This is a genomic window from Sphingomonas sp. BL-S-28 (assembly GCF_055521515.1).
The window spans coordinates 414,119-435,892 of sequence record NZ_CM145484.1 but is presented as its reverse complement, the minus strand read 5'-3'; the positions used below and the strand labels follow the sequence as shown (position 1 = coordinate 435,892).

Here is a 21,774-nt window from a genome sequence, read left to right as displayed (position 1 = left end):
CTATCATGGGGGCATGTCCACAGACCTGCTGACCCGCGAAGCCGCCCGCCTGTCCGACCGCATCGTCGCCCTGCGCCGCGCGATCCACGCCGAGCCCGAGATCGGCCTGCACAACCCGAAGACGCGCGACAAGATTCGCGAGGCGCTGGCCCACCTGCCGCTGGAATGGCGCGAAGGGCCCTCGACCACCGGCCTTGTCGCAACGCTGACGGGCGGCGCGGGAGAGGGCGGTACGGTGCTGCTGCGCGGCGATACCGACGCATTGCCAATGCCCGAGGAGACCGGGCTGCCCTTCGCCTCCACCATTCCCGGCGTCATGCATGCCTGCGGGCACGACACGCACGTCGCCATGCTCGCCGGTGCGGCGGAGATTCTCGCGGGTCAGGCCGCCAGCCTGAAGGGCGAAGTGCGCTTCATGTTCCAGCCGGGGGAGGAGGGCTACCACGGCGCCCGCTTCATGCTGAACGACGGCCTGCTGGGCGGGGACGGTTTCGATCGGCCGCTGCCGGACGCCGCCTTTGCCCTGCACATCATGCCCAACGCCCCGCATGGCGTGATCGGCGGTCGTGCCGGGCCGCTGATGGCGGCGGCGGACGAGTTGCGCATCACCGTGACCGGGCGCGGTGGCCATGCCTCCATGCCGCACGATGCCGTCGATCCGGTGCCGGTCGCCTGCGAGATCGTGATGGCCATCCAGACCATGGTCGCGCGGCGTTACAGCGTGTTCGATCCGGTGGTCGTCACCATTGCCAAGATCGAGGCGGGCAGCGCGCACAACGTGATTCCCGATACGGCCAAGCTCACGGGCACCATGCGCACGCTCTCGGCCGCAAACCGCGCGCGGCTGAAGGACGAGTTGCCGCGCCTCGTGGCGGGGATTGCCGGCGCGCATGGGCTGACGGGCGAGGCGACGATCCTCGAAGGCTTCCCGGTGACGATGTGCGATCCGCGCGCGGTCGATTTCGGCGAAGGCGTGGCACAGGGCCTGTTCGGAGAGCAGGCGTTCCGCCGCCTGCCCGACCCGATCATGGGCGCGGAAGATTTCGCCTACATCCTCGAAAAAGTACCCGGCGCGATGTTCTTCCTGGGCGTGGCGCAGGAAGGGGCGGACTGGCAGCATTGCTGCGGCATTCACTCGACCAAGATGATGGTGGACGAATCGGTGTTGCCGCGCGGCTCTGCCTTCCTCGCCGGACTCGCGCAGAACTGGCTGGAGCGCGGCTTCGGCTAGGCGGCATTGCCGCTGCGGTCATTGCCATAAGGAGCCTGCCTTGCTGCCTTGGCGGCAAGGAGAGGTTCCCCATGAACGATCTGGCATTCGCCGATTTCTTCGCCGCCGAGCGTGACGACAATCCCTACTGGAACGAGAGCGCCTGGTTCTCGGTCACGATTCCCGAACGGCGCATCCACGGGCTGATCCAGCACTATTTCCGGCCCAACATGGGCATGCTCAACGGCGGCCCGGTGCTGTGGGATCCGAGCGGGCGCTACCAGTGGAACTGCCTGCACTACGACTGGGCGCATCTTCAGGCCATGCCGGAGGGCGCGGCCAAGTTCGCCATGCAGGCGCGCAATTCGCTGTCCGTGCGGATGATCGAGCCGCTGTCGAAGTACAAGCTGGACTACGACAAGGACGGCCTGTTCTTCGACCTGACGTGGACCGCGATCGGCCCGGTCCACCAGTTGAAGACCGGCGACGACGGCCAGACTGCAACCGCGAAGTTCCATCTGGAACAGCCGGGCCGGATGACCGGCAGCTTGCGCTGCAATGGCGAGACTTTCGCGGTCGATTGCCTGTCGATGCGCGATTGTTCCTATGGCGCGCGCGATTACGAATCGCTGGCCTGCGGCGGCTATTTCTGGGGGGTAGCGGAAGACCGCGCCTTCCACGCCATCGCCATGGGGGAGGGCAAGGATGCGCGCTCGATCGGCGGGTTCATCTGGAAGGACGGCGCACTCGCCAGCCTCGCCTCGGGCCGCCGCGAAGTGCTGGAATGGGGCGAGCACGGCCCCGCGCGTGTGCTGTTCGAGGCGACCGACCAACTCGGCCGCTCGCTGCGCGCCACGGCGGAGATCGATCCGGGGCTGATCTTCACCGGCTATACCGATCACACCGTTGTCTGGTCGCTGATGCGCTGGGATTGGGACGGCGCGGAACTGTGGGGCGACAATCAGGAGTTCTGCCCTACAGCTCGCTTCCGCCGCATCGCCCGCGGTGAGATCGCGCCGGGATCGCCGGCATGAGTTTGGGTCAGATCGTCGTCGTCAACGGCACCTCGGGATCGGGCAAGTCGACCGCCTGCGAACTGTTCCAGAAGCGGCAGCAGGACTATTGGCTGCTCTACGGCATCGACCATTTCATGGCACAGACCCTGCCCGCGCAGTTCGGCCACCACGGCCCGCGCGCGGGGGAGGGGATCGAGGCGGTGCCCCGCGATCCCGCCGACCCGCAAGGCCCGCTGCGCTGGCACTTCGCCCCGCAGGCGATGGCGGCCTTTTCGGCGATGCATGAGTGGATGGCGGCGACGTCCCGGCAGGGAATCAATGTAATCTTCGACCACCTGCTGATGACCGACCCACCGGTGCTGCAGGATCTGGTCCGCCGCACCGAGGGCCTGCCGGTGCTGCTCGTCACGCTGAAGCCGCCGTTCGAAGTGCTGGAACGCCGCGTGGCCGAACGCGCGATGACCAAGCGCATGCCCACTGACCTCTTGGGCGAAGATGCCGTGAACAAGATCATCGACCGCCTCGCGCGCTTGCGCCCGTGGTTCTTCGAGGAAGTCTATCGCAACACAGTGTCGGACCTTGTGATCGATACCTCCGTCCATGCGCCGGATGCGGTCTGCGCGCAGATCGAGGAGAGGCTGGCGGCAGGCCCGGGCACCGCGTTCGAGGAACTGCGCCGCCGGCTCTAGAAACCCCGGTCCTCAAGCCATGCGACAACGGCATCCTGTGCTTCGGCCTCGAACTGAAGCTGATGCCCGTATCGGTCGAAGGCCAGAAACTGCCCGTGCGGCGCGGCCTTGGCCAGCGTTTCGCCTTGCGCGAAGGGAATCAAACGGTCGTCGCGCGCATGCAGCACCAGAACCCGCGCCGAGACATGCGGCATCGCGCCAAGGCTGTCGAAACGATCGAGCATCAGCGCACGGACCGGGGCCCAGGGCATCGCCGTCGCCCCGACATCGGGCAGCGAGGTGAACGGCGATACCAAGACCAGCGCCGCCGGCGGATGCGCTTTTGCCAGTTGCGTCGCCACTCCGGTTCCCAGCGAGGCCCCCATCAGCACCAACGATTCCGGCGGCAGGCCCTTGGCTTTGAGGAACGCGAGCGCGGCCTCCCCGTCGCGGATCAACCCGTCCTCGCTGGGCTTGCCGGGATTGGCCGCATAGCCGCGATAGTCGGCCAGCAGCAGGCCGTACCCCGCCCCCGCCAGTTGCCGGGTGGCGAAGGCGGCGCCGGGCAGGCTGTCGCCATTGCCGTGGAAGAACAGCACCGTCCGCCGGCCGGGCGTGGCGGGTCGCCAGGCGGCGGTGAGGGCAAGGCCATCGTCGGCGTGCAGCACGACGCGTTCGAAGCCTGCCGGAATTTCGGCGGGACCCTTGGGCGCCGGATAGATCATCGTCCGCTGCGCCAGAAACAGCAGCAGCACGGCCGCAAGATAGAGCCCGCCGACAGTGGGGAGGACGAACAGCACTCGCTTTCTCCATCGCGCGGCAGGTAGCCGGGCCGCGAAGTCGGTCAAACCGCCAGCCGGTCCAGCACGTTTTTGCGGCGGCTGTCCTGCAGCATCAGCGCGGCGATCAGCGAGACCGCACAGAGCGCCGAGACGTACCAATAGAAGCCGCTTTCATGGCCGGCCTTCTTGAACGCCAGCGCGACATTCTCCGCCGTGCCGCCGAACAGCGCATTGCCCACGCCATAGGCCAGGCCGACGCCCAGCGCGCGCACGTGGGTGGGGAACATCTCGGCTTTGAACAACCCGCTGACCGAAGTGTAGAAGCTGTTGATCACCAGCCCCGCCAGCACCAGCAGAAAGGCCGCGCCCACCGCCTTGGCCCCCGCCAGCGCGGTGAAGATCGGCACCGTGCAAACGGTCGCCAGCGCGGCGAAGATCAGGATGTTGTTGCGCCGCCCGATCCGGTCGGACAGCAGGCCCATCACCGGCTGCAACACCATGAACAGCGCCAGTTCGCCCAGCATCAGGCTGGTCGCGACCTCTTTGGACAGCCCCACCGTCAGCACCAGATACTTCTGCATGTAGGTGGTGAAGGCATAAAACGAGAGACTGCCGCCCGCCGTCAGCGCGACGACGATCAGGAACGGGCGCGTGGCCACGCGGAACAGTTCGGCAAGGCTGCCGGCCTTTTCTCCGGCGCGATCCTCGGCGCTGGAGGTCTCATGCATGTGGTGGCGGAACAGCACGATGGCGAGGGCACCCACCGCGCCGATCACGAAGCCCAGGCGCCAGCCCCATGCGGCAAATTCGGCCTCGGTCAGCACTTGCTGGAGCAGCACGATCACGACGGTGGCGCAAAGCTGCCCGCCGACCAGCGTGACGTACTGGAACGAGGACCAGAACCCGCGCCGCCGCCGTCCGGCGATCTCGCTGAGGTAGGTGGCGGCCGTTCCATATTGCCCGCCGGTGGAGAAGCCCTGCACCATGCGGCCGATCAGCAGCAGGATCGGGGCAAGGATGCCGGCTTGCGCGAACGTCGGCAGCACGGCGATCAGCAGCGCGCCGCCGCCCATCATCATGACCGAGAGCACCATCGCGCTCTGCCGCCCATGGCGATCGGCATAGCGGCCGAAGAACCAGCCGCCGATGGGGCGGAGCAGGAAGCCCACCGCGAAGATCGCGCTGGTGGCCATCAGCTGCACCAGTTGGTCGCTCTCCGGGAAGAACGCGGGCGAGAAATAGAGCGCGGTGAAAGCGTAGATGTAGAAATCGTACCACTCGATGAGGTTGCCTGCCGATCCTGCAAGGATTGCGCGCAGCCGCATCGCGTCGGTTATGCCCGGCCCACTGTTCACGCCGGAGCCCGGCGCTGCCGCCGGAGAGACGACAGCGCTGCTATCCACGTTCAGGCGCGCGCTTCGTTCACGCCGGCACTGTTGTGCCGCAGCGCCTTCAGCACGGTATCGACGATCTGCGGGGCGTTGAGGCCCGCCTCGTCATACTGCGCTTCTGGCTTGTCCTGATCCTGGAAAATGTCGGGCAGGCGCATGGTGCGGATCTTCAGGCCGGCGTCGGTCAGCCCTTCGTCGCTCGCCATGGTCAGCACATGCGCGCCGAGGCCGCCGATCGAACCTTCCTCCACCGTGACGACCACTTCGTGGCTGAGCATCAGCTTGCGGATCAGATCGGTGTCGAGCGGCTTGGCAAAGCGTAGGTCGGCTACGGTGGTGGAAAGCCCCTTGGCCTCCAGCGCGTCGGCCGCCTTCAGCGCTTCGCCCAGGCGGGTGCCCAGCGAGAGCAGGGCGACCTTGGTGCCTTCACGGACCACGCGGCCCTTGCCGATTTCCAAGGCTTGCGGAACTTCGGGCAGCGCCACGCCTTCGCCATTGCCGCGCGGATAGCGGAACGCGATCGGACCGGAATCGTGGAGCGCGGCGGTGTGGGTCATGTGGACCAGTTCCGCCTCGTCGGCGGCGGCCATCACAACCATGTTCGGCAGCGTCGCCAGATAAGTAATGTCGAACGAGCCGGCGTGGGTGGCGCCGTCGGCACCGACCAGACCGGCGCGGTCGATCGCGAAGCGCACCGGCAGGTTCTGGATGGCGACGTCATGCACCACCTGGTCGAAGGCGCGCTGGAGGAAGGTGGAATAGATCGCGCAGAACGGGCGCATGCCTTCGGCGGCAAGCCCGGCGGCGAACGTCACCGCGTGCTGTTCGGCAATGCCGACGTCGAAGCTGCGATCGGGGAACTGCTGCACGAACTTGTCCAGCCCGGTGCCCGAGGGCATGGCGGCAGTGATCGCGCAGATCGTGGGATCGCGCTCCGCCTCTGCCACCAGCGCCTTGGCGAAGACGCCGGTATAGCTGGGCGGGCCGGCGGGCGCCTTGGCCTGTTCGCCGGTGACCACGTTGAACTTCTGCACGCCGTGATACTTGTCGGCCGCTTCCTCGGCCGGGGCATAGCCCTTGCCCTTCTGCGTGACGACGTGGACGAGGATCGGGCCCTCACCGGCATCGCGCACGTTTTCCAGAACCGGGATCAGCGCGTCGAGGTCATGGCCGTCGATCGGGCCGACGTAATAGAAGCCCAGTTCCTCGAACAGGGTGCCGCCCATGGCCATGCCGCGGGCGAATTCGTCGGTCTTCTTCGCGGCCAGATGCAGCGGGCGCGGCAGGCGGCGGGCGAACTTGCGCGCCAGTTCGCGCAGGCCAAGGAACCGGCCCGAGGAGACGAGGCGCGCCAGATAGGCCGAAAGCCCGCCCACCGGCGGCGCGATCGACATGTCGTTGTCGTTCAGGATCACGATCAGGCGGTTGCCGGCCTGCTGCGCGTTGTTCATCGCCTCATAGGCCATGCCCGCGCTCATTGCGCCGTCGCCGATCACGGCGATGCCGCGGCCGGGTTCGCCCTTGATCTTGTTGGCGACGGCAAAGCCGAGCGCGGCCGAAATCGAGGTGGAGCTGTGCGCGGTGCCGAACGGATCGTATTCGCTCTCGGAGCGCTTGGTGAAGCCCGAAAGGCCGCCGCCCTGGCGCAGCGTGCGGATGCGGTCGCGCCGGCCGGTCAGGATCTTGTGCGGATAGGCCTGGTGGCCCACGTCCCAGATCAGGCGGTCGACCGGCGTGTCGAACACGTAGTGGATGGCCACGGTCAGTTCGACCACGCCCAGGCCCGAACCGAGGTGTCCGCCCGTCTGGCCGACGGCGGAAATCATTTCGGTGCGCAGTTCGTCGGCCAGCTGGCGAAGTTGCGTGGGCTTGAGCTTGCGCAGGTCGTCAGGGGTATCGACGGTATCGAGAAGCGGTGTTGCCGGATTGGCTGTCATGGTTGTTGTTTACACGCGAGTTTGTCTGGTGTCGAATTTTCCGCTGCCATTAGGCGGCGAATAGGCCAAGATACAGGGATTCTCGTCGGAGGTGCCGATGATTCCCCCAGCGTTTGCGTTGAGCAGAGCCAATCCCATCGCTTTCGTCCTCACCGCCGATCGCGATCGGGCGCGGGCTTTCTATGCGGAATCACTGGGTTTGCCGGTGATCGCGGAAGACGATTTCGCCGTGACGTTCCGGCTGAGCGACGGCACGACGATGCGCCTCAGCGGGGTTCCGGGATACCAGCCGCATCCGCATACGGTGCTTGGCTGGGCGGTGCCCGATATCCGCGCGGCGCTGGCCGAACTGCGCGAAAAGGGCATACGGCCGAACATCTACGACGGGTTCGGGCAGGATGCCGAGGGTATCTGGGGCTCCCCCACCAGCGGCGCGCAAGTCTGCTGGTTTCCCGATCCCGATGGTAACGTGCTGAGCCTTACGCAGTTTTGAGCGGCTGGTGCCGCTGCTGTGATCGTGACATGGAATGGCTCCCCCCAATTCGAGGAGTTCTTCCTTGTCGCTTTCGATGTCGCTTTCCATTCGCCCAGCCACCCGTGACGACCTGCCGCAGCTTTCCACAGTCATGGATGCCGCCATCGGCGAATTGCAGAAGGGCTTCCTCGATGCCGACCAGATCGCGTCGAGCCGCGCGGTGATGGGGCTGGACCGGCAACTGGTGGATGACGGCACGTACTTCGTGGCAGAGATCGATGGCGAGATCGCTGGCTGCGGCGGCTGGAGCCGGCGGGCGACGATGTATGGCGGCGATCACAGCACCGGCCTCCGCGAACCGCGCCTGCTCGATCCCGCCAGCGAGGCGGCGCGGGTGCGGGCGATGTACACGCATCCCGGTTTCGCCCGGCGCGGCGTCGGCCGCGCGCTGCTGGCGCATTGCGAGGAAAAGGCCCGGATCGAGGGCTTCGCAACGTGCGAGCTGATGGGCACGCGTTCGGGCGAGCCGCTCTACCGGGTGGCAGGCTACGAAGTGATTGAGCGGATCGAGGATTCTACCGGCGGCGCACCCGTGCCGCTGGCCCGGATGCGCAAAAGCCTCTGAAACTTCAGGCGCTGCAGGCGGCGCAAGTGCCGCGCAGTTCCACCACCGGGCGGACATCGGCGAAACCGGCATTCTTCGCGGCGGCAATCAGCGCGCCGGTCAGCTTGTCGTCGTCGATGTGCACCGCCTGCCCGCAGGCGTCGCAGATCAGGAAGATGCAGTCGTGCTGGCAGCCGGGATGGCTGTTGGCAAGGTAGGCGTTGGCGCTTTCCACGCGGCGGGCGAGGTTGGTGCGCACGAACAGGTCGAGAATGCGATAGACGCTGTTGGGCGCGACGCGCTTGCCGCGCAGGGTAGAGACGCTTTCGGCCAGGTCGTAGGCGGAGGCAGGGCGTTCGCGTTCCGCCAGCGCGCCGAACACATCCGCGCGCATTTCGGTCCACTGCTCGCCCGATTCGAGCAGCGCGGAGCGGGCCGCTTCGATCAGACTTTCGCCTGAGTGCTCATGATGATGATGTGCGCCTGACATGGCCTCCATATGGAGGCTCGTCCCTCGGCGCGCAATGCCGCGCCCTTGTTTAGCGTGTTAGCGCTGGATCGAGTCCGCGTGCGCCGGCGGAGCCATCGTTTCGGACAGGGTGTGCGTGCCGATGCCCATCGCGCCGAACACCAGCAGCGCGCCGCCGGCGAAGCCGATTGCGAAGAAGCGGTAGAAGTCAGCCTTGAAGAGTCCCATGATCGGTGCAGCTATCCAGTGGTTCACGAAATTGCGTGGGGCCCACTTGGCGCGATTCGCCTTGCAGTCCAGTGAACGTGCCCCAATTTCGCCTTATTATGCGATGAGCGGTTGGCTCGTGGCGATGAATCGCGGGAACAGACGCGCGGTTGTCATGAACTTGGCCGATTCGACCGAGTCGTTTGTCGGGTGCGCCTTCGACATCCGTCTAAGGCTTGCGGCAGAGTCCTTGTCCGGACTGACGTCCGGAAGCGGCACCGGCCCACTCCCCCACCCGACCTCCCACGAGTGTATCCTGATGGGTGGTCGGGTGGGGAGTGGGCCGGTGCAGTGTTTGGAGCGGACGATTTCGCTTTGAATCGTCATTGCGAGCGCAGCGAAGCAATCCAGGGCGGTTTACGCGGCTCTGGATTGCTTCGCTGCGCTCGCAATGACGAAGGGTAGGTCCATCAGTACGCTAAGGCAGAATCGGCGCCAGCACCGCGTGGCCAAGCGAAGCCAGAACCAGAAGCGCCAGCGGGATCACCGCGCAGCCGAACGGCAGGGCCAGCGCGCCGGCGACGCGGGGCGGGCTGGTAACGCGGCCCAGCCGCACCAGCACGGCCGATGCGGCCATGCCGATGAGGAAGGCGAGGGCAACCAGCGGTCCCAGCCAGTCTACCCCCATACGCGCCTTCCTCCCCGAATTGCTTAGTGCTTGAAGTGGCGCATGCCGGTGAAGACCATCGCCAGACCGGCCTCGTCGGCAGCGGCGATGACTTCCTCGTCACGGATCGAGCCGCCCGGCTGGATCACCGCCGTGGCGCCTGCCTCGGCCGCGGCCAGCAGACCGTCGGCGAAGGGGAAGAACGCATCCGAAGCGACGGCCGAGCCGACCGTGCGCGCCTGCGCCCAGCCGAACTTCTCGGCCGCTTCGGCAGCCTTCATCGCGGCGATGCGCGAGGAATCGCGGCGGTTCATCTGGCCCGCGCCGATGCCGGCGGTGACGCCGTCCTTGGCATAGACGATCGCGTTGGACTTGACGTGGCGGGCCACCGTCCAAGCGAACAGGCAGTCCTTCAGTTCCTGCTCGGTCGGTGCGCGCTTGGTCACCACCTTCAGGTCGCCCACGCCGATGGCGCCGGCATCGCGGCCCTGCACCAGCAGACCGCCGGTGATCGGCTTCACGGTCAGGCCGGGGCGGCGCGGATCGGGCAGGCCGCCGGTCAGCAGCAGGCGCAGGTTCTTCTTCTTGGCGAAGAAGGCACGCGCTTCCTCGTCGGCGTCAGGGGCGACGACGACTTCGGTGAAGATCTGGCAGATCGCTTCGGCGGTCGGACCGTCGAGCGTGGTGTTCACCGCAACGATGCCGCCGAAGGCCGAAACGTCGTCACAGGCCAGCGCGCCCTGCCAGGCTTCGAGCAGGCTGGAGCCCTGCGCCACGCCGCAAGGGTTGGCGTGCTTGACGATGACCACGGCCGGATCCTGGCCCTTGAACTCGGCAGCGAGTTCGAAGGCGGCATCGGCGTCGTTGTAGTTGTTGTAGGACAGTTCCTTGCCCTGCACCTGCTCGCCCTGGGCCAGGCCCTTGGTGAACGGGCCGACCGGCGTGTAGAGCGCGGCCTTCTGGTGCGGGTTCTCGCCATAGCGCAGCGTGGTGGCCAGACGGCCGTTGACGCTGAGCATCTCGGGGAACTCAAGGCCCTGATCGGCGAAGGCGAACCACTGGCTGATCATCGAATCGTAAGCGGCGGTCTGCGCATAGGCGCGCGCGGCCAGCAGCTTGCGGAAAGACAGGGTGGTGCCGCCCTCGGTCGTTTCCAGCTCGGTCAGCAGGCCGGCGTAGTCCTTGGGATCGGTGACGATGGCGACGAAGGCGTGGTTCTTCGCGGCCGAACGCACCATCGACGGGCCGCCGATGTCGATGTTCTCGATGATCTCGTCACGGTCGGCGCCCTTGGCGACGGTCGCTTCGAAGGGATAGAGATTGACGACGACAAGGTCGATCGCGCCGATCTCGTGATCGGCCATGGCCTTGGCGTGTTCCGGATTGTCGCGCACCGCCAGCAACCCGCCGTGGACCTTGGGGTGCAGCGTCTTGACGCGGCCGTCCATCATTTCGGGGAAATTGGTGAGGTCCGAAATGTCCTTCACCTCAAGGCCGGCGTCGCGCAGCGCCTTGGCGGTGCCGCCGGTCGAAACCAGCTCCACCCCGCGCGCGGCAAGCGCCTTGCCGAGATCGGCGAGGCCGGTCTTGTCGGAAACCGAAAGCAATGCGCGGCGGATCGGAACGATATCGGTCATCAGTGGAGGCCTCTTGCGAATGGGGCGGGCAAAGATTTTGCGCGCCCTCTAGGTCGACAGGGCCAAGGCCGCAAGGTGGGTAAGCCACAAGCAGTGGCGTATCCCGGCCGAAACTACCGCATTTTCTTGAGAAGCCAACCGAAGTTTCCGCCGCCGCGCGAAACCATGCCCTGGATCACCAGCTGCTGCGTGGCCTGCGGGCGGCCCATGCCGTCCACCCACAGCGAATCCTCGATCGTCACGTCGCCGGCGGTGCTGCGGAACTGCCAGTAGCTGCCATCGGGCAGCGAGAGCGCCGCGCCCTGTCCATCGACGGTGGGCGAGACTTCGACTTCGGGGCCGAGGTGGAAGCGGATCGCGAAGCCCACTTTGCCGCGCTTGCCCTTGCGACCGGCGGGCAGCAGCACGTCTTCGCCGCGCAGTTCGCTGCCGTCGTCGCGCAGGATCAGGATGCGGCGGTGGTTGAGGCCGTGGCGCGCGGCATAGCCGTTGTGGCTGGCTTCCAGCCGCGTGGCATTGCCGCCGTTTTCCTGCGCCATGGTCTTGCGGTCGACATCGACCTCGCTGACGCCCGAACCGATCGTGCCGTTGATGAGCACGGCGGTGGAATTGGCATCGTCCAAGGTCAGCGTGGAATGGGCCGCGGTCGCGCGCAGTGCCTGCTCCAGCCGCACGGGCACCAGCCCGCCGCCGCTGGCGGCACCGCCGCAGTTGACGACCAGCCGGTGACGCCCATGCGAAAGCTCGAACGCCAGCGTGGAGGCGCAGCCATATCGCGCATGGGTGGGCAGCGGCGGCGGGGCCGTGTCGAACTGCAGGATCGCCTTCTGCGCGGCCACGCGCTGGTAGCCCCACTGGCGCACTTCGCGCAGCGGGCGCGTGCGCACGCCGCTGGCCTTGACCAGATCGTCGATATCGCTGGCGCTGACCGCCCAGCTGCCCTGCCACGAACCCAGCGAACCATCGCCGTGGGTCAGCGCCAGCAGCGGCGGCACCAGCAGTTCCACCACGCGCTCCACCGTCTGCGGGGCATCGCGGCGGGTGGCCTGATAGCAATTGCGCAGGCGCACCAGCAGGGTGATCGCCTCCATCTGCGCCAGCGGGCTGCGCGAAAGCACGCCGCCATCGTCGCCCATCAGGTCGCCCAGCGCCTTGACCAGACCGGCCTCGCCATAGAGGCGGCGCGGCCGGCCTTCGGGCAGCAGCAGGCCCGCGGCGACGATCGCGCACCAGCCGGCGACTTCGGCCAGCCCGTCCTCGGCGCGGTTCACATGGCGGTCCAGCCAGCGCGCGGTTGCCGAGATATGCGCCAGCGTGCGGCTGCGCAGCGCCTTGTCGCCCGAAAGGATCAGCGGCGCGTGGGCCAGCCAGTTCATCAGGCGCATGCCGGTATTGCCCACCGCCCAGGCCGGGCCCTTGCCGGGCTTGGACGGAGGGGCCGGGTTGGCTTGCAGCCATGACGTCAGAATGCGTTCGGCCACCGGCACGCACTGTTCGCGCGGGGCGCAGGCCTCAAGATCGGTCAGCCAGGAGAAGCTGTGGACCGTGCGCTCCAGCGGCGGGGTGACGCGTGCGGCGCCGGCATAGTCCACTTGCGCGATCGGGGTCTTGGCACCGTGGACCAGGAAGTGCCCGGCGCGCAGCGCGGTGCCGGCAGTGGCATTGCCGGGCAGGGTATTGCTGACGGTGGCGAGCAGGCGCGTGCGAGGCTTGCGGCCCAGCGGCGATGTCAGCATCGTGGCTGGCACGCCCAGGCGATAGGCGAAGCGAATGAAGCGGTCCGCCGCGCCGGTGGAGGGCGGCGAGAAATCGGCCAGCGCGATATCGCGGCCGGCTTCGATGCGGGGGGGCAGCTGAATTTCGGGCCCGGTTTCCGGCCGAAGATCGGCGTTGAGGCCATGGCCTTCGGGGGCAGCGTCTTCGGGAATGGCGCCGATGCCATCGGCTTCGGTCGCCCTGTCCTGCTTCAATGCACCGCGCAACGCGTCCTCCTCGGCTTCCGCCGCCAGCGGAACGGCCCGATCCGCGCCCGGGTTCCCGGTTTGCATGCGCGGATCAGCCGTCGTGGCCAAGGGCTCAGTCCAGTCCCTTGAGCGCCCGGATATTGGCGGCATAGTGCGACGGTCCGCCGCGGAAAGTGGCGGAACCCGCCACCAGCACGTCGGCACCGGCGGAAACGCAGAGCGGTGCGGTCTTGGGATCGACGCCGCCGTCGACTTCGAGATGAATCTCGCGGCCGGACTTGTCGATCATCTTGCGCACGGCCTCGATCTTGCGAAGCTGGCTGGAAATGAAGCTCTGGCCGCCGAAGCCGGGGTTCACGCTCATGATCAGGACCAGATCGATATCGTCGATCAGATAGTCCAGCATCTTGGCCGGGGTGGCAGGGTTCAGCGAGATGCCGGCCTTCTTGCCCAGAGACTTGATCTTCTGGACGGTGCGGTGGACGTGCGGGCCGGCTTCGGGGTGCACGGTGATGATGTCGGCACCGGCGGCGGCGAAATCCTCAAGGAAGGAATCGACGGGGGAGATCATCAGGTGCACGTCGAACACTTTGGCCGAATGCGGGCGCAGCGCCTTCACCACGGCCGGGCCGATGGTGATGTTGGGCACGAAGTGGCCGTCCATCACGTCGACATGGATCCAGTCGGCCCCGGCTTCGTCGACCGCGCGGACTTCTTCGCCAAGTCGCGCGAAGTCGGCGGAAAGGATCGACGGAGAGATCAGCGGAACGGTCATGGAAAATCTGTACTCCTACGGGTAACGAATAAGACACCATATGTAGTGGGGACAAGCAGGGTCCCGCGCTTTTCCACCACGCGATATGGAACAGGACGGCCCCTTGGCGGCTGGATCTTCCTTGCGCAATCGCGAATTGCCAATTCAGTGCGCATTCACGGCCCGGCTGCCAATTCGCTGGCGTGAAACGGCGGCCTGCGGCAGAGGGTGTTTGCGGCGGTGCGATCGGCCAGATGGACAAGGTCACGGGACCGGACATGACTATGAAGCAACTGCATTTTTCCCGCACTGCCATTCGCGCCGCGGTGGCTGCCGTAACAGCGATCGGGCTGGCGGTTTCCGCCGGCGCGGCGGTGCGCCCGCATGAGGAAATCCGCAACGACATGAGCCTGTGCCGGGCCGACAAGGGGCCGGCACTGCTGGTCACCGTGGACGGAATCAAGGCATCGAGCGGATCGATCCGCGTCCAGAGCTACCGCGCGACGGCGGCGGACTGGTTGCAGTCCGGCAAGTGGATATCGCGCATGGAAGTGCCGGCGAAGGCAGGCACGATGACCTTCTGCGTGCCCCTGCCGGCCAGCGGCACTTACGGCATCGCCGTGCGTCATGACGTCAACGACAACGGCAAGACCGACATCAGCAGCGATGGCGGGGCGATGTCCAACAATCCGCCGATCAGCATCTTCAACCTCGGCAAGCCCAGCTACACCAAAGTCGGTGTGCCGGTGGGCAACGAAGTGAAGTCGATCCGGGTGCAGATGCGCTACATGTGATGGCTTGAGTGCCCGTTGGGGCACTCTAGGTGCGGTTAGGTGCCGTTAAGCCCGCGTCGAAAGAATGGCGCGGGCGTCGGCCAGATCGGATGGCTTGTCGACGTCCACCGCCGCCAGACCGTCCCTTGCGGCGACAAGGCGGGCGGAAACGCCGATCTTGTCGCCCAGCCGCGCCAGGGCGCCGGCCAGCGTCAGCCGGCCCAGCGCATAGCCGATCAGGATGCCGACCCCCAGCCTTGCGGCGATCCGCCAGGGCCGCTTGCGGTCGGCCTCCACCAGTTTCCAGGTATCGATGGCGGTTTCTGCGCGCGGCGTGTTCAGCAGGAACAGGTTACAGCCGGACCAGTCGCCATCGGCAAAGCGCAGATAAGTGCGCTTCGATCCGGGCATGGCCTGTTCGATAGCCTCGCGCCGGGCCAGCAGCACGGCAACGTCCGCATCGGCGGGGGTATCGGCAATGAAATCGTCCACCCATGCGCTACGCAGCAGGGCGTGATCCGAGGTCGTCACCAACATCGGCGCGCCAAGGTGTTCCAGCCCCGCGGCGACGCTGGCGCTGGGGCCGGCTTCGGCGGGGATCACTTCGCAGCCAAGGGCCTGCGCCAGCGCGATCACTGCCGGGTCGTTGGCGACCACGGCGATCCGTTCGACGCGGCTCTGCCGGAGCGCGCCGACGACATGCGCGAGCATCGGCTTGCCGGCGATCTCCACCAGCGCCTTGTGGCTGGTGCCCTCGCTGGCGGCGACCGGATCGGGCGCGCCGGGACGCGAGCCGGCGAGGACCAGCGCCGCGTGCGGGCGATCCATCATGCCAGCCGCTCCCGCGCCTTCTTCGCGCGCCAGACCTGCCAAAGCACGCCGGGCGCGGCGAGCACGGGATGGCGTTCGCGCCACGGCGTCAGCCGCACGGGAATGCCGGTGTGCCGCTCGATCTTCCACGCGGCATAGCGCGCGGCGCCTTCGAATGTGGTGGAGGCCTTGAGCAGGCGCAGCACGTTGTAAGGCTTGCCCATCCGCCGGCGATGCGCCCACCAACCGAGTGTCTTCTGACGCTCGGCGGCGGCGAGTTGCGGCTGGATCGTGCCATCGGCCTCCCGCGCGAAGGCAATGCCGTCGGCCTCCAGCGCCAGCGGCAGCAGCCCGTCGAAATGCTCGCGGTTCACCGAGAGGATCGAATCCTCGCGCCCCGCCTTCTCGACGCGGAACTCTGCGGCGTAAGTCGCGCGGAACAAGGCGCGCCAGTAATCCTCCGCCGTGCCTCGATCGGGGCCGAGCGCGACGGCAAGGCGGCTGGCGGTGCGGGCCGCACCGGAAACGGCCTTGGCCACGCTGTCGGCGGCAACCGCATTGCGCTGCCAGGCAAGGCCGCTCGGCTGGACGAAGCGCGCCCAGATCGTGGTGTCGACCAGTTCGCCGGCGGCGGCGGCGCGGAAGGTTTCCAGTGCCATCGTCGCGACTTTGGCGCGCAGGGTCACGCCTTCGCGTTCCCACTCGTGATAGCTGACGCGCGGCCAGATCTTCTCCACTTGCGGCCCATCGGTCAGCACGTAGAAATCCAGTACGCCTTCCAGTGATCCGGTGCGCAAGTTGGAGCCGTAGAAAAGCACGGCCGCCGTGCCCGGCGTGGCGTGCGCCAAGCGTTCGGCGAAGGCGCGCACTTCCACCACCACAGCGCGGCCGAGCGCCTTGCGCACACGCGTTTCCAGGGGTTCGCTGGAGATGTCCGTCATGCCTTCATGCTCGGGCAAGCCAGCCCCGAAATCAAGAGTCGGGGCCAGTATTGCGGGATGGCATTGCCGAGGGCTCAGGGCACCACGAAAGTGATCGCGGGCCCTTCTTCGAGCACGTAGTTGCCGGAGGGGAAGGCCTCCCCATCCAGGATGAACGGCCCGTCGATGTCGAGATCGATCGCGCTGGTGGCGAAGCGATGCGCGCCGCTGCGGTCCAGGAAACGGCCCATGATGCCGAACATCAGGATCACCGGCAGCATGGCCATCATCCAGCGTACCGGCCAGTCGATCACCGCCAGCTTCATGCCCGAGGCAACCTTGCTGCCGAACGGTCTTGCGCCCAGCGGGAACTGTTCGAACGTCGTGGCCACCGTCATGAACCGCTCGTGCGGGTTGCCCTTGCCGTTGTAAGGCAGGTCGCGGCCACTGCGATGGTCGATCAGACGGGTCGGCGTGCTGGCGCGCCACGGATTGCCGGCGCGGCCGAACAGCGTCTGGATGATACCCCAGAGCACGGTCAGGCCGACGGCAAAGCTGTTGAAGGCGCCGCGACGGTGGGCTTCCTGGCCCGCCTTCGTGGCCAGCGCAAAGGCGCCGGTGCCAAAGATGAAGCCCTGGATGCAGCCGGAGCTGCCGTCCCGCGAGGAAATGCGCAAGGGCGCGCGAACCAGCGTATTGCCGCGATGGGCGGCCGCCAGTGCTTCGGCAAGCGACCACTGGTTCGGCAGGCCGAGATCGATCGCCAGCGCATTGGTCTTGCCCTTGGGCAGGACGATGAACGTGGGCCAGTGGTTGCCGAAAATATCGGCGCCGCAGGTCAGCACGTCACGCACGGTGCCATCGCCGCCGTCGACCACGAGATAGTCGATCCCGCGCTGGGCGAAGCTTTCGAGCACGCGATAGAGATCGATGCGCGTGCGCGGGGTTTCCGTCAGGATGTTGGAGCAATCCTCCATCTCGGGCGCGTGGCCCTTGTTGCGATGGCTGCGGGGATTGCGGATGATGCCGACGAGCGGCACTGCGCGGCCACGGCGCGACTGGCGCACCGGGCGGGGGGCCCGGCGAGAGCTTTGCTCACCGATGGTCGGCAGCGTTTCGAATTCGTAGATTGTTCCGTACACGGGAGCCTATGTAGTGTCACCCGCCCCGGAAATCACCAAGAAACATTCCCTGACACATTCAAGTTACAGTTCTATGGCGGTTTTCCGGGCGTTGAAATTCCGGCAACAAATTGCGCATTTCCTGCAAGCCGGTTGCGGAGCGCGCGGCGGAGCGGGACAGGGTAAAACGCTTTGCCGCATTTCCAAATCGGTCGGGAAAGATTACGGCCAGTGACATGGCCGATACGGAAAACTCCCCCCAGTCCCGTCCGATCGTCGTCACGATCGGCGATAACCCTCTGAAACTCTGGGGTCTTACCATGACCCAGCGGACGGCGCGAATTGCCCGCGCGAATGGCTGCGAGAGCGCCGACGCGCCGCCGGCAGGCGCCGCAATCCTGGCGAACGCCGTTTTCGCGTGGGACCCCGCGTGGTTCCGCCATGTTGCGGAGCGGCCGGGAATGGTGCTGACGCTGGGGGGCGTGCCCGTCCTGGCCCACGCGGCCGATTCTGACCAATCCGGGCGAATCGCGGCGGCCATGCGCACCGGATTCGCGCTCACCGATTCGTCCGGAATGGATGTGGTTGCGTTCGAGAGCGGACCGACCATCGAAAACAAGCAGCTGCGCAAGCGCGAGACGCCGTTCCTGATGGCCTTGACCGGCGACAGCGTGCGCCCGATCGAGCGGGCCAGCTATTTCGGTGCCTACAAGGGCGTGACCGATGTACTGACCAAGTACCTCTGGCCCGAATGGGCGCTGGTGCTGACGCGCATCTGCGCAAAGCTGCACATCACCCCGAACATGGTCACGACCGTTGGCGCGGTGTTCTGCGTGATCGCCACCGTGCTCTTCGCCTACGGCCACTATTGGTTGGGCATGGCGTTGGGGCTGGTGTTCATGGTGCTGGATACGGTGGACGGCAAGCTGGCGCGCTGCACGATCACCTCTTCGGCCTGGGGCAACGTGTTCGATCACGGCATGGATCTGGTCCACCCGCCCTTCTGGTGGTGGTTCTGGGCGACCGGGCTGACTTACTGGGGTCTGGGCTATGACAGCACGACCTTCTGGCTGGTGCAGGCCGCGATTCAGGGCGGCTATCTGGTGCAGCGCCTGATCGAAGGCGTGTTCATGCGCCAGAACGGCATGATGCACATCCACGTCTGGCGCAAATTCGATAGCCAGTTCCGCCTGATCACTGCGCGCCGCAACCCGAACATGGTGATCCTGTTCGTCTCTATGCTGTTCTCGCGGCCCGATCTGGGCCTGATCGCGGTGGCGTGGTGGACGGTGATTTCCTGCCTGGTCCACGCGGTGCGGCTGGTGCAGGCCTGGATCGTGCGCGGGCAGGGCGGCAAGATCACCTCCTGGCTGGCGGATTCCTGAAGGGAGAAGATGCGATGAACGCGACGATGGAAAAGTTCGGTTTCCCGGCGAGCCTCGTCGCGGAATTCGATCACTGGGTGGTTCTGGCCCGCCCCGCGCAGCCCACGCTGGGCTCGCTGGTGCTGGCTGCGAAGAGCGAGGCCACGGCGTTCGGCGATCTGCCGGCGGAGGCCCATGCCGAACTCAAGCAGGCGACGGGCGCGATCGAGCGCGCGCTGGCCGAAGCGGTCGGCTATGCGAAGCTCAATTACCTGATGCTGATGATGGTGGACCCGCACGTCCACTTCCACGTTATCCCGCGCTACGAAGGCGTGCGCGAGTGGCAGGGGCGCGAATTCGTCGATTGCGGCTGGCCGAAAGTGCCTGACCTTGGCCATGCGGTTGCACTGGAAGGCCCTGATCTCGCCGCGCTGGTCGCGTGGCTGAAGCCGCTGTTCCGATAAGCGGTCGATGGCGCAGGAAGCCGATGCTCCCTGCGCCAATCGCCATCAATACATGTGCTGGCCGCCGTTGATCGACAGCGTCGATCCGGTCACGAAAGCCGCATTTTCAGAGCAGAGGAACGCGCAGCCGCGCGCGATCTCGTAAGCGCTGCCAAGGCGGCCCACCGGAATCTTGGCGACGATCTTCTCCAACACCGGCGGCGGCACGGCGGCCACCATGTCGGTATCGATATAGCCCGGCGCGATGGCATTGACGGTGACGCCGAACTTGGCGCCTTCCTGTGCCAGCGCCTTGGTGAAGCCATGGATGCCGGACTTGGCGGCGGCGTAGTTTACCTGCCCGTACTGGCCGGCCTGGCCGTTGATAGAGCCGATGTTGACGATGCGGCCCCAGCCGCGATCGCGCATGCCCTGGAATGTGGCTTTGGCCATGTTGAAACAGCCGCCCAGGTTGATGCGCATGACGTCGTTCCAATCGTCGAACGTCATCTTGTGCAGCACGCCGTCGCGCGTGATGCCGGCATTGTTGATGACGATATCGACCGGGCCGTGCTTTTCGGTGACTTCGGCCACGCCGGCCAGCACCGCCTCATGATCGCCCACGTCCCACTTGTAGGCGGGGATGCCAGTCCTTTCGGTGAAGGCGCGGGCCTTCTCCTCATTGCCTGCGTAATTTGCAACTACGGTATGTCCACGTTCCTTGAGGGCGAGCGAGATAGCCTCGCCAATGCCCCGGGTACCGCCGGTAACGATCGCAACACGCGCCATTCTCAAGCCTTTCGCTTCAGTGCATCCACCGGGAGGCAGGCTAGGAAATGCGCAAGGTCAGCACAAGCGGAACGCCACCGCGCAAGAGGCTTATTTGCGCCGAAATGATTGAGACGAGCGCAACTGTGATTGCGTGAAAGGAAACTGTAATGAACCGCCTTTAGGGCCGTCAGAACCGGAATTGCGTGCCCAGATAGATGGCCTGCGAATCCTGCTTGCCGTCGGTCAGTGGCACGAGACGCTCGCGATCTTGCGAATAGCGCACGCCTGCGGTGACATCGAGGTTCTTGGTCAGGCGGTAGGAGCCGCCAAGATCCACCTCGCCGGCCTCACCCGCGAAAGTGTGGGGCGCGCGGCCCGGCGGGCGCTTCTCGTCGATCGAGATGCGGGGGGAAAAGCGCGATTCGGCCGGATCCGCGGCATTGGCGGCAAGGCTGAATTTGCGCAATTCGGGCGCGTCGGCCAGCGCGTGGGCCGGTGGGGCTGCCTGGGTTTGCGCCACGTCCGGCGAGAAGTTCTGGTAGCCGCGCGAAACGCCGAGGTTGAATGCCGTCGGTGCGATGCGCAGGCCGCCTGCATCGGTATCCGTCCGCGCGACCTGGATGCGATTGTGCACGACGATGATCGACTGGGCTGCCGCATCGTCCACGCGCACCGCCACCGTCACCGCGCGATCGGGGCGATTGGGGGTGCCGGCCGGCGTAAAAGGAAACGGCTGCCCCTTGCCCAGCGAACGCATGGCGATCACGCGCGAAAGATTTTCGTTCGACGTATCGGGGTCCAGCGAATCGATGGAGGTATCGGGCCGCTGCGCTTCGCGGAAAGTGGTGGAGAACGCCAGCACCGCGCTGGGCAGCGCGAGCACGCAGACACAGCCGGCCAGCATGACGCTCGCCTTCATGCCGCCTCTCGACGTGCGTTTGCGTTGCAGTTCCATCGTGACGTCCTGAACGGCCCTTCACCCTGTTCGTGCCGCATGCCCGCCCAGCGTGGCAAGCGCGCTTGTTCTGTGGAGGCGGCCGACATAGCTGCCAATCCTCACCAGCGCACCTTAACACATGATGATCGAAAGCGGGAGAGGGCGCGACGGGCGAGAGAAACGGGCTGGCGAAACGGCGGGCGCGTTCAGGTGGCGTTTAACGCATCTACCGTTTAGCCGGTCTGCCGATGCGGCCACTCTTGCCGCCCGGGCAACGGCGGCTATAGAGGCGTTTGGATGGCAACCGTCGGTGTTTCGGCGGGTGGTGCCGAGACAGGAACTGGAAACGACATGACAGGCAGCACCGACAAGGGCCTCTTCACCGCTCGATCGCTGGCAACTGCGGGCTTTTGTGCCGTTGCGGCGCTTGCACTGGCGGGCTGCGGTGGCGGCCGGAAAGAGAAGCAGGTCAAGTCTGCTGCGGCTGCCCCTTCGATGGTCACCACCATCGGCGTCAACAGCTACCTGTGGCGCGCCAGCCTCGATTCGCTGTCGTTCATGCCGCTTCTCCAGTCCGACAGCGCCGGCGGCGTGCTCGTCACCGACTGGTACACCAACCCCAAGAACCCGGGCGAGCGCGTCAAGGTCACCGTGATGATCCTCGACAAAGATCTGCGCGCCGATGCCCTGCGCGTTACCGCGCAGCGCGAAGTTTCGGCCGGTGGCGGCTGGACGGCGGCGCCGGTTCAGGCGGCCACCGTGCAGAAGCTTGAGGACATCATCCTCACCCGCGCCCGCGACCTGCGTCGCGATTCGATCGGCGGCTGATTTATTTTCCCGCGGGCTGATCCGGC

Annotated in this window: 23 protein-coding genes; 9 read left to right on the top strand and 14 right to left on the bottom strand. The window is 66.4% G+C overall.

Annotated features, from left to right (window positions below; genetic code table 11):
- Positions 1-13 precede the first annotated feature (13 nt).
- The 3 genes from ACZ1JC_RS10810 (at position 14) to ACZ1JC_RS10800 (ending at position 2,915) form a co-directional block, all read left to right on the top strand.
- On the top strand, positions 14-1,231 hold the full coding sequence (locus tag ACZ1JC_RS10810; RefSeq protein WP_465136854.1) for a M20 metallopeptidase family protein: 1,218 nt from the start codon (positions 14-16) through the stop codon (positions 1,229-1,231).
- 71 nt (positions 1,232-1,302) lie between these two features.
- Entirely contained in the window at positions 1,303-2,244 is a 942-nt protein-coding gene (locus ACZ1JC_RS10805) for a DUF7065 domain-containing protein (protein ID WP_465136855.1), read from the top strand.
- Complete coding sequence (locus ACZ1JC_RS10800; RefSeq protein WP_465136856.1) at positions 2,241-2,915, top strand: phosphotransferase-like protein; 675 nt, start codon at positions 2,241-2,243, stop codon at positions 2,913-2,915. The genes ACZ1JC_RS10805 and ACZ1JC_RS10800 overlap by 4 nt, the downstream gene beginning before the upstream one ends.
- Here the strand turns inward: ACZ1JC_RS10800 and ACZ1JC_RS10795 are convergent.
- From ACZ1JC_RS10795 to dxs, 3 genes are all read right to left on the bottom strand, one after another.
- Entirely contained in the window at positions 2,912-3,694 is a 783-nt protein-coding gene (locus ACZ1JC_RS10795; RefSeq protein ID WP_465136857.1) for an alpha/beta hydrolase, read from the bottom strand. The two genes, ACZ1JC_RS10800 and ACZ1JC_RS10795, sit on opposite strands and share 4 nt — an antisense overlap.
- 44 nt (positions 3,695-3,738) lie before the next feature.
- The gene (locus ACZ1JC_RS10790) at positions 3,739-5,001 is read right to left on the bottom strand and encodes an MFS transporter (protein WP_465138626.1); all 1,263 of its coding nucleotides are present in this window, start codon (positions 4,999-5,001) and stop codon (positions 3,739-3,741) included.
- 80 nt (positions 5,002-5,081) lie between these two features.
- Entirely contained in the window at positions 5,082-7,004 is a 1,923-nt protein-coding gene (gene dxs, locus ACZ1JC_RS10785) for a 1-deoxy-D-xylulose-5-phosphate synthase (protein ID WP_465136858.1), read from the bottom strand.
- Positions 7,005-7,101: 97 nt separating this feature from the next.
- On the opposite strand from dxs, the gene ACZ1JC_RS10780 reads away from it, so the two are divergent.
- Positions 7,102-7,497, top strand: coding sequence for a VOC family protein (locus ACZ1JC_RS10780; RefSeq protein ID WP_465136859.1), 396 nt, complete (start codon positions 7,102-7,104; stop codon positions 7,495-7,497).
- 76 nt (positions 7,498-7,573) lie between these two features.
- Positions 7,574-8,104: a GNAT family N-acetyltransferase gene (locus ACZ1JC_RS10775; protein ID WP_465138627.1), complete on the top strand. Its 531-nt coding sequence runs from the start codon at positions 7,574-7,576 to the stop codon at positions 8,102-8,104.
- A 4-nt stretch (positions 8,105-8,108) separates the two neighbouring features.
- Here the strand turns inward: ACZ1JC_RS10775 and ACZ1JC_RS10770 are convergent, their stop codons facing one another.
- From ACZ1JC_RS10770 to rpe, 6 genes are all read right to left on the bottom strand, one after another.
- The gene (locus tag ACZ1JC_RS10770) at positions 8,109-8,573 is read right to left on the bottom strand and encodes a Fur family transcriptional regulator (RefSeq protein WP_465136860.1); all 465 of its coding nucleotides are present in this window, start codon (positions 8,571-8,573) and stop codon (positions 8,109-8,111) included.
- Between the two features lie 57 nt (positions 8,574-8,630).
- Positions 8,631-8,780: a hypothetical protein gene (locus ACZ1JC_RS10765; RefSeq protein WP_465136861.1), complete on the bottom strand. Its 150-nt coding sequence runs from the start codon at positions 8,778-8,780 to the stop codon at positions 8,631-8,633.
- 457 nt (positions 8,781-9,237) lie between these two features.
- Complete coding sequence (locus ACZ1JC_RS10760) at positions 9,238-9,447, bottom strand: hypothetical protein (protein ID WP_465136862.1); 210 nt, start codon at positions 9,445-9,447, stop codon at positions 9,238-9,240.
- Positions 9,448-9,470: 23 nt separating this feature from the next.
- Positions 9,471-11,063: a bifunctional phosphoribosylaminoimidazolecarboxamide formyltransferase/IMP cyclohydrolase gene (gene purH / locus ACZ1JC_RS10755; protein WP_465136863.1), complete on the bottom strand. Its 1,593-nt coding sequence runs from the start codon at positions 11,061-11,063 to the stop codon at positions 9,471-9,473.
- Positions 11,064-11,176: 113 nt separating this feature from the next.
- A complete protein-coding gene (locus ACZ1JC_RS10750) occupies positions 11,177-13,111 on the bottom strand; it encodes a heparinase II/III family protein (protein ID WP_465136864.1) in 1,935 nt (644 codons plus the stop codon).
- A gap of 28 nt (positions 13,112-13,139) precedes the next feature.
- Positions 13,140-13,802 (bottom strand): ribulose-phosphate 3-epimerase, encoded by a 663-nt coding sequence (gene rpe / locus ACZ1JC_RS10745; protein ID WP_465136865.1) that lies wholly within the window; start codon positions 13,800-13,802, stop codon positions 13,140-13,142.
- Between the two features lie 257 nt (positions 13,803-14,059).
- Between rpe and ACZ1JC_RS10740 the strand changes: the two genes are divergently transcribed.
- Positions 14,060-14,575: a DUF2141 domain-containing protein gene (locus ACZ1JC_RS10740; protein ID WP_465148410.1), complete on the top strand. Its 516-nt coding sequence runs from the start codon at positions 14,060-14,062 to the stop codon at positions 14,573-14,575.
- A gap of 45 nt (positions 14,576-14,620) precedes the next feature.
- Here ACZ1JC_RS10740 and ACZ1JC_RS10735 read toward each other — a convergent pair whose 3' ends face one another.
- From ACZ1JC_RS10735 to ACZ1JC_RS10725, 3 genes are all read right to left on the bottom strand, one after another.
- Positions 14,621-15,385 (bottom strand): nucleotidyltransferase family protein, encoded by a 765-nt coding sequence (locus tag ACZ1JC_RS10735; RefSeq protein ID WP_465136867.1) that lies wholly within the window; start codon positions 15,383-15,385, stop codon positions 14,621-14,623.
- The gene (locus ACZ1JC_RS10730; protein WP_465136868.1) at positions 15,382-16,305 is read right to left on the bottom strand and encodes a hypothetical protein; all 924 of its coding nucleotides are present in this window, start codon (positions 16,303-16,305) and stop codon (positions 15,382-15,384) included. The genes ACZ1JC_RS10735 and ACZ1JC_RS10730 overlap by 4 nt, the downstream gene beginning before the upstream one ends.
- Positions 16,306-16,379: 74 nt before the next feature.
- The gene (locus ACZ1JC_RS10725; protein ID WP_465136869.1) at positions 16,380-17,426 is read right to left on the bottom strand and encodes a diacylglycerol/lipid kinase family protein; all 1,047 of its coding nucleotides are present in this window, start codon (positions 17,424-17,426) and stop codon (positions 16,380-16,382) included.
- Between the two features lie 215 nt (positions 17,427-17,641).
- On the opposite strand from ACZ1JC_RS10725, the gene ACZ1JC_RS10720 reads away from it, so the two are divergent.
- Both ACZ1JC_RS10720 and ACZ1JC_RS10715 read left to right on the top strand, forming a co-directional pair.
- Complete coding sequence (locus ACZ1JC_RS10720; RefSeq protein ID WP_465136870.1) at positions 17,642-18,790, top strand: CDP-alcohol phosphatidyltransferase family protein; 1,149 nt, start codon at positions 17,642-17,644, stop codon at positions 18,788-18,790.
- Positions 18,791-18,804: 14 nt separating this feature from the next.
- A complete protein-coding gene (locus tag ACZ1JC_RS10715; protein ID WP_465136871.1) occupies positions 18,805-19,233 on the top strand; it encodes an HIT family protein in 429 nt (142 codons plus the stop codon).
- A gap of 45 nt (positions 19,234-19,278) precedes the next feature.
- Here ACZ1JC_RS10715 and phbB read toward each other — a convergent pair whose 3' ends face one another.
- Both phbB and ACZ1JC_RS10705 read right to left on the bottom strand, forming a co-directional pair.
- Positions 19,279-20,001, bottom strand: coding sequence for an acetoacetyl-CoA reductase (phbB, locus tag ACZ1JC_RS10710; RefSeq protein ID WP_465136872.1), 723 nt, complete (start codon positions 19,999-20,001; stop codon positions 19,279-19,281).
- Positions 20,002-20,170: 169 nt separating this feature from the next.
- The gene (locus tag ACZ1JC_RS10705) at positions 20,171-20,938 is read right to left on the bottom strand and encodes a hypothetical protein (protein ID WP_465136873.1); all 768 of its coding nucleotides are present in this window, start codon (positions 20,936-20,938) and stop codon (positions 20,171-20,173) included.
- Between the two features lie 333 nt (positions 20,939-21,271).
- On the opposite strand from ACZ1JC_RS10705, the gene ACZ1JC_RS10700 reads away from it, so the two are divergent.
- The gene (locus ACZ1JC_RS10700; RefSeq protein ID WP_465136874.1) at positions 21,272-21,748 is read left to right on the top strand and encodes a DUF3576 domain-containing protein; all 477 of its coding nucleotides are present in this window, start codon (positions 21,272-21,274) and stop codon (positions 21,746-21,748) included.
- The last annotated feature ends 26 nt before the right edge of the window (positions 21,749-21,774 follow it).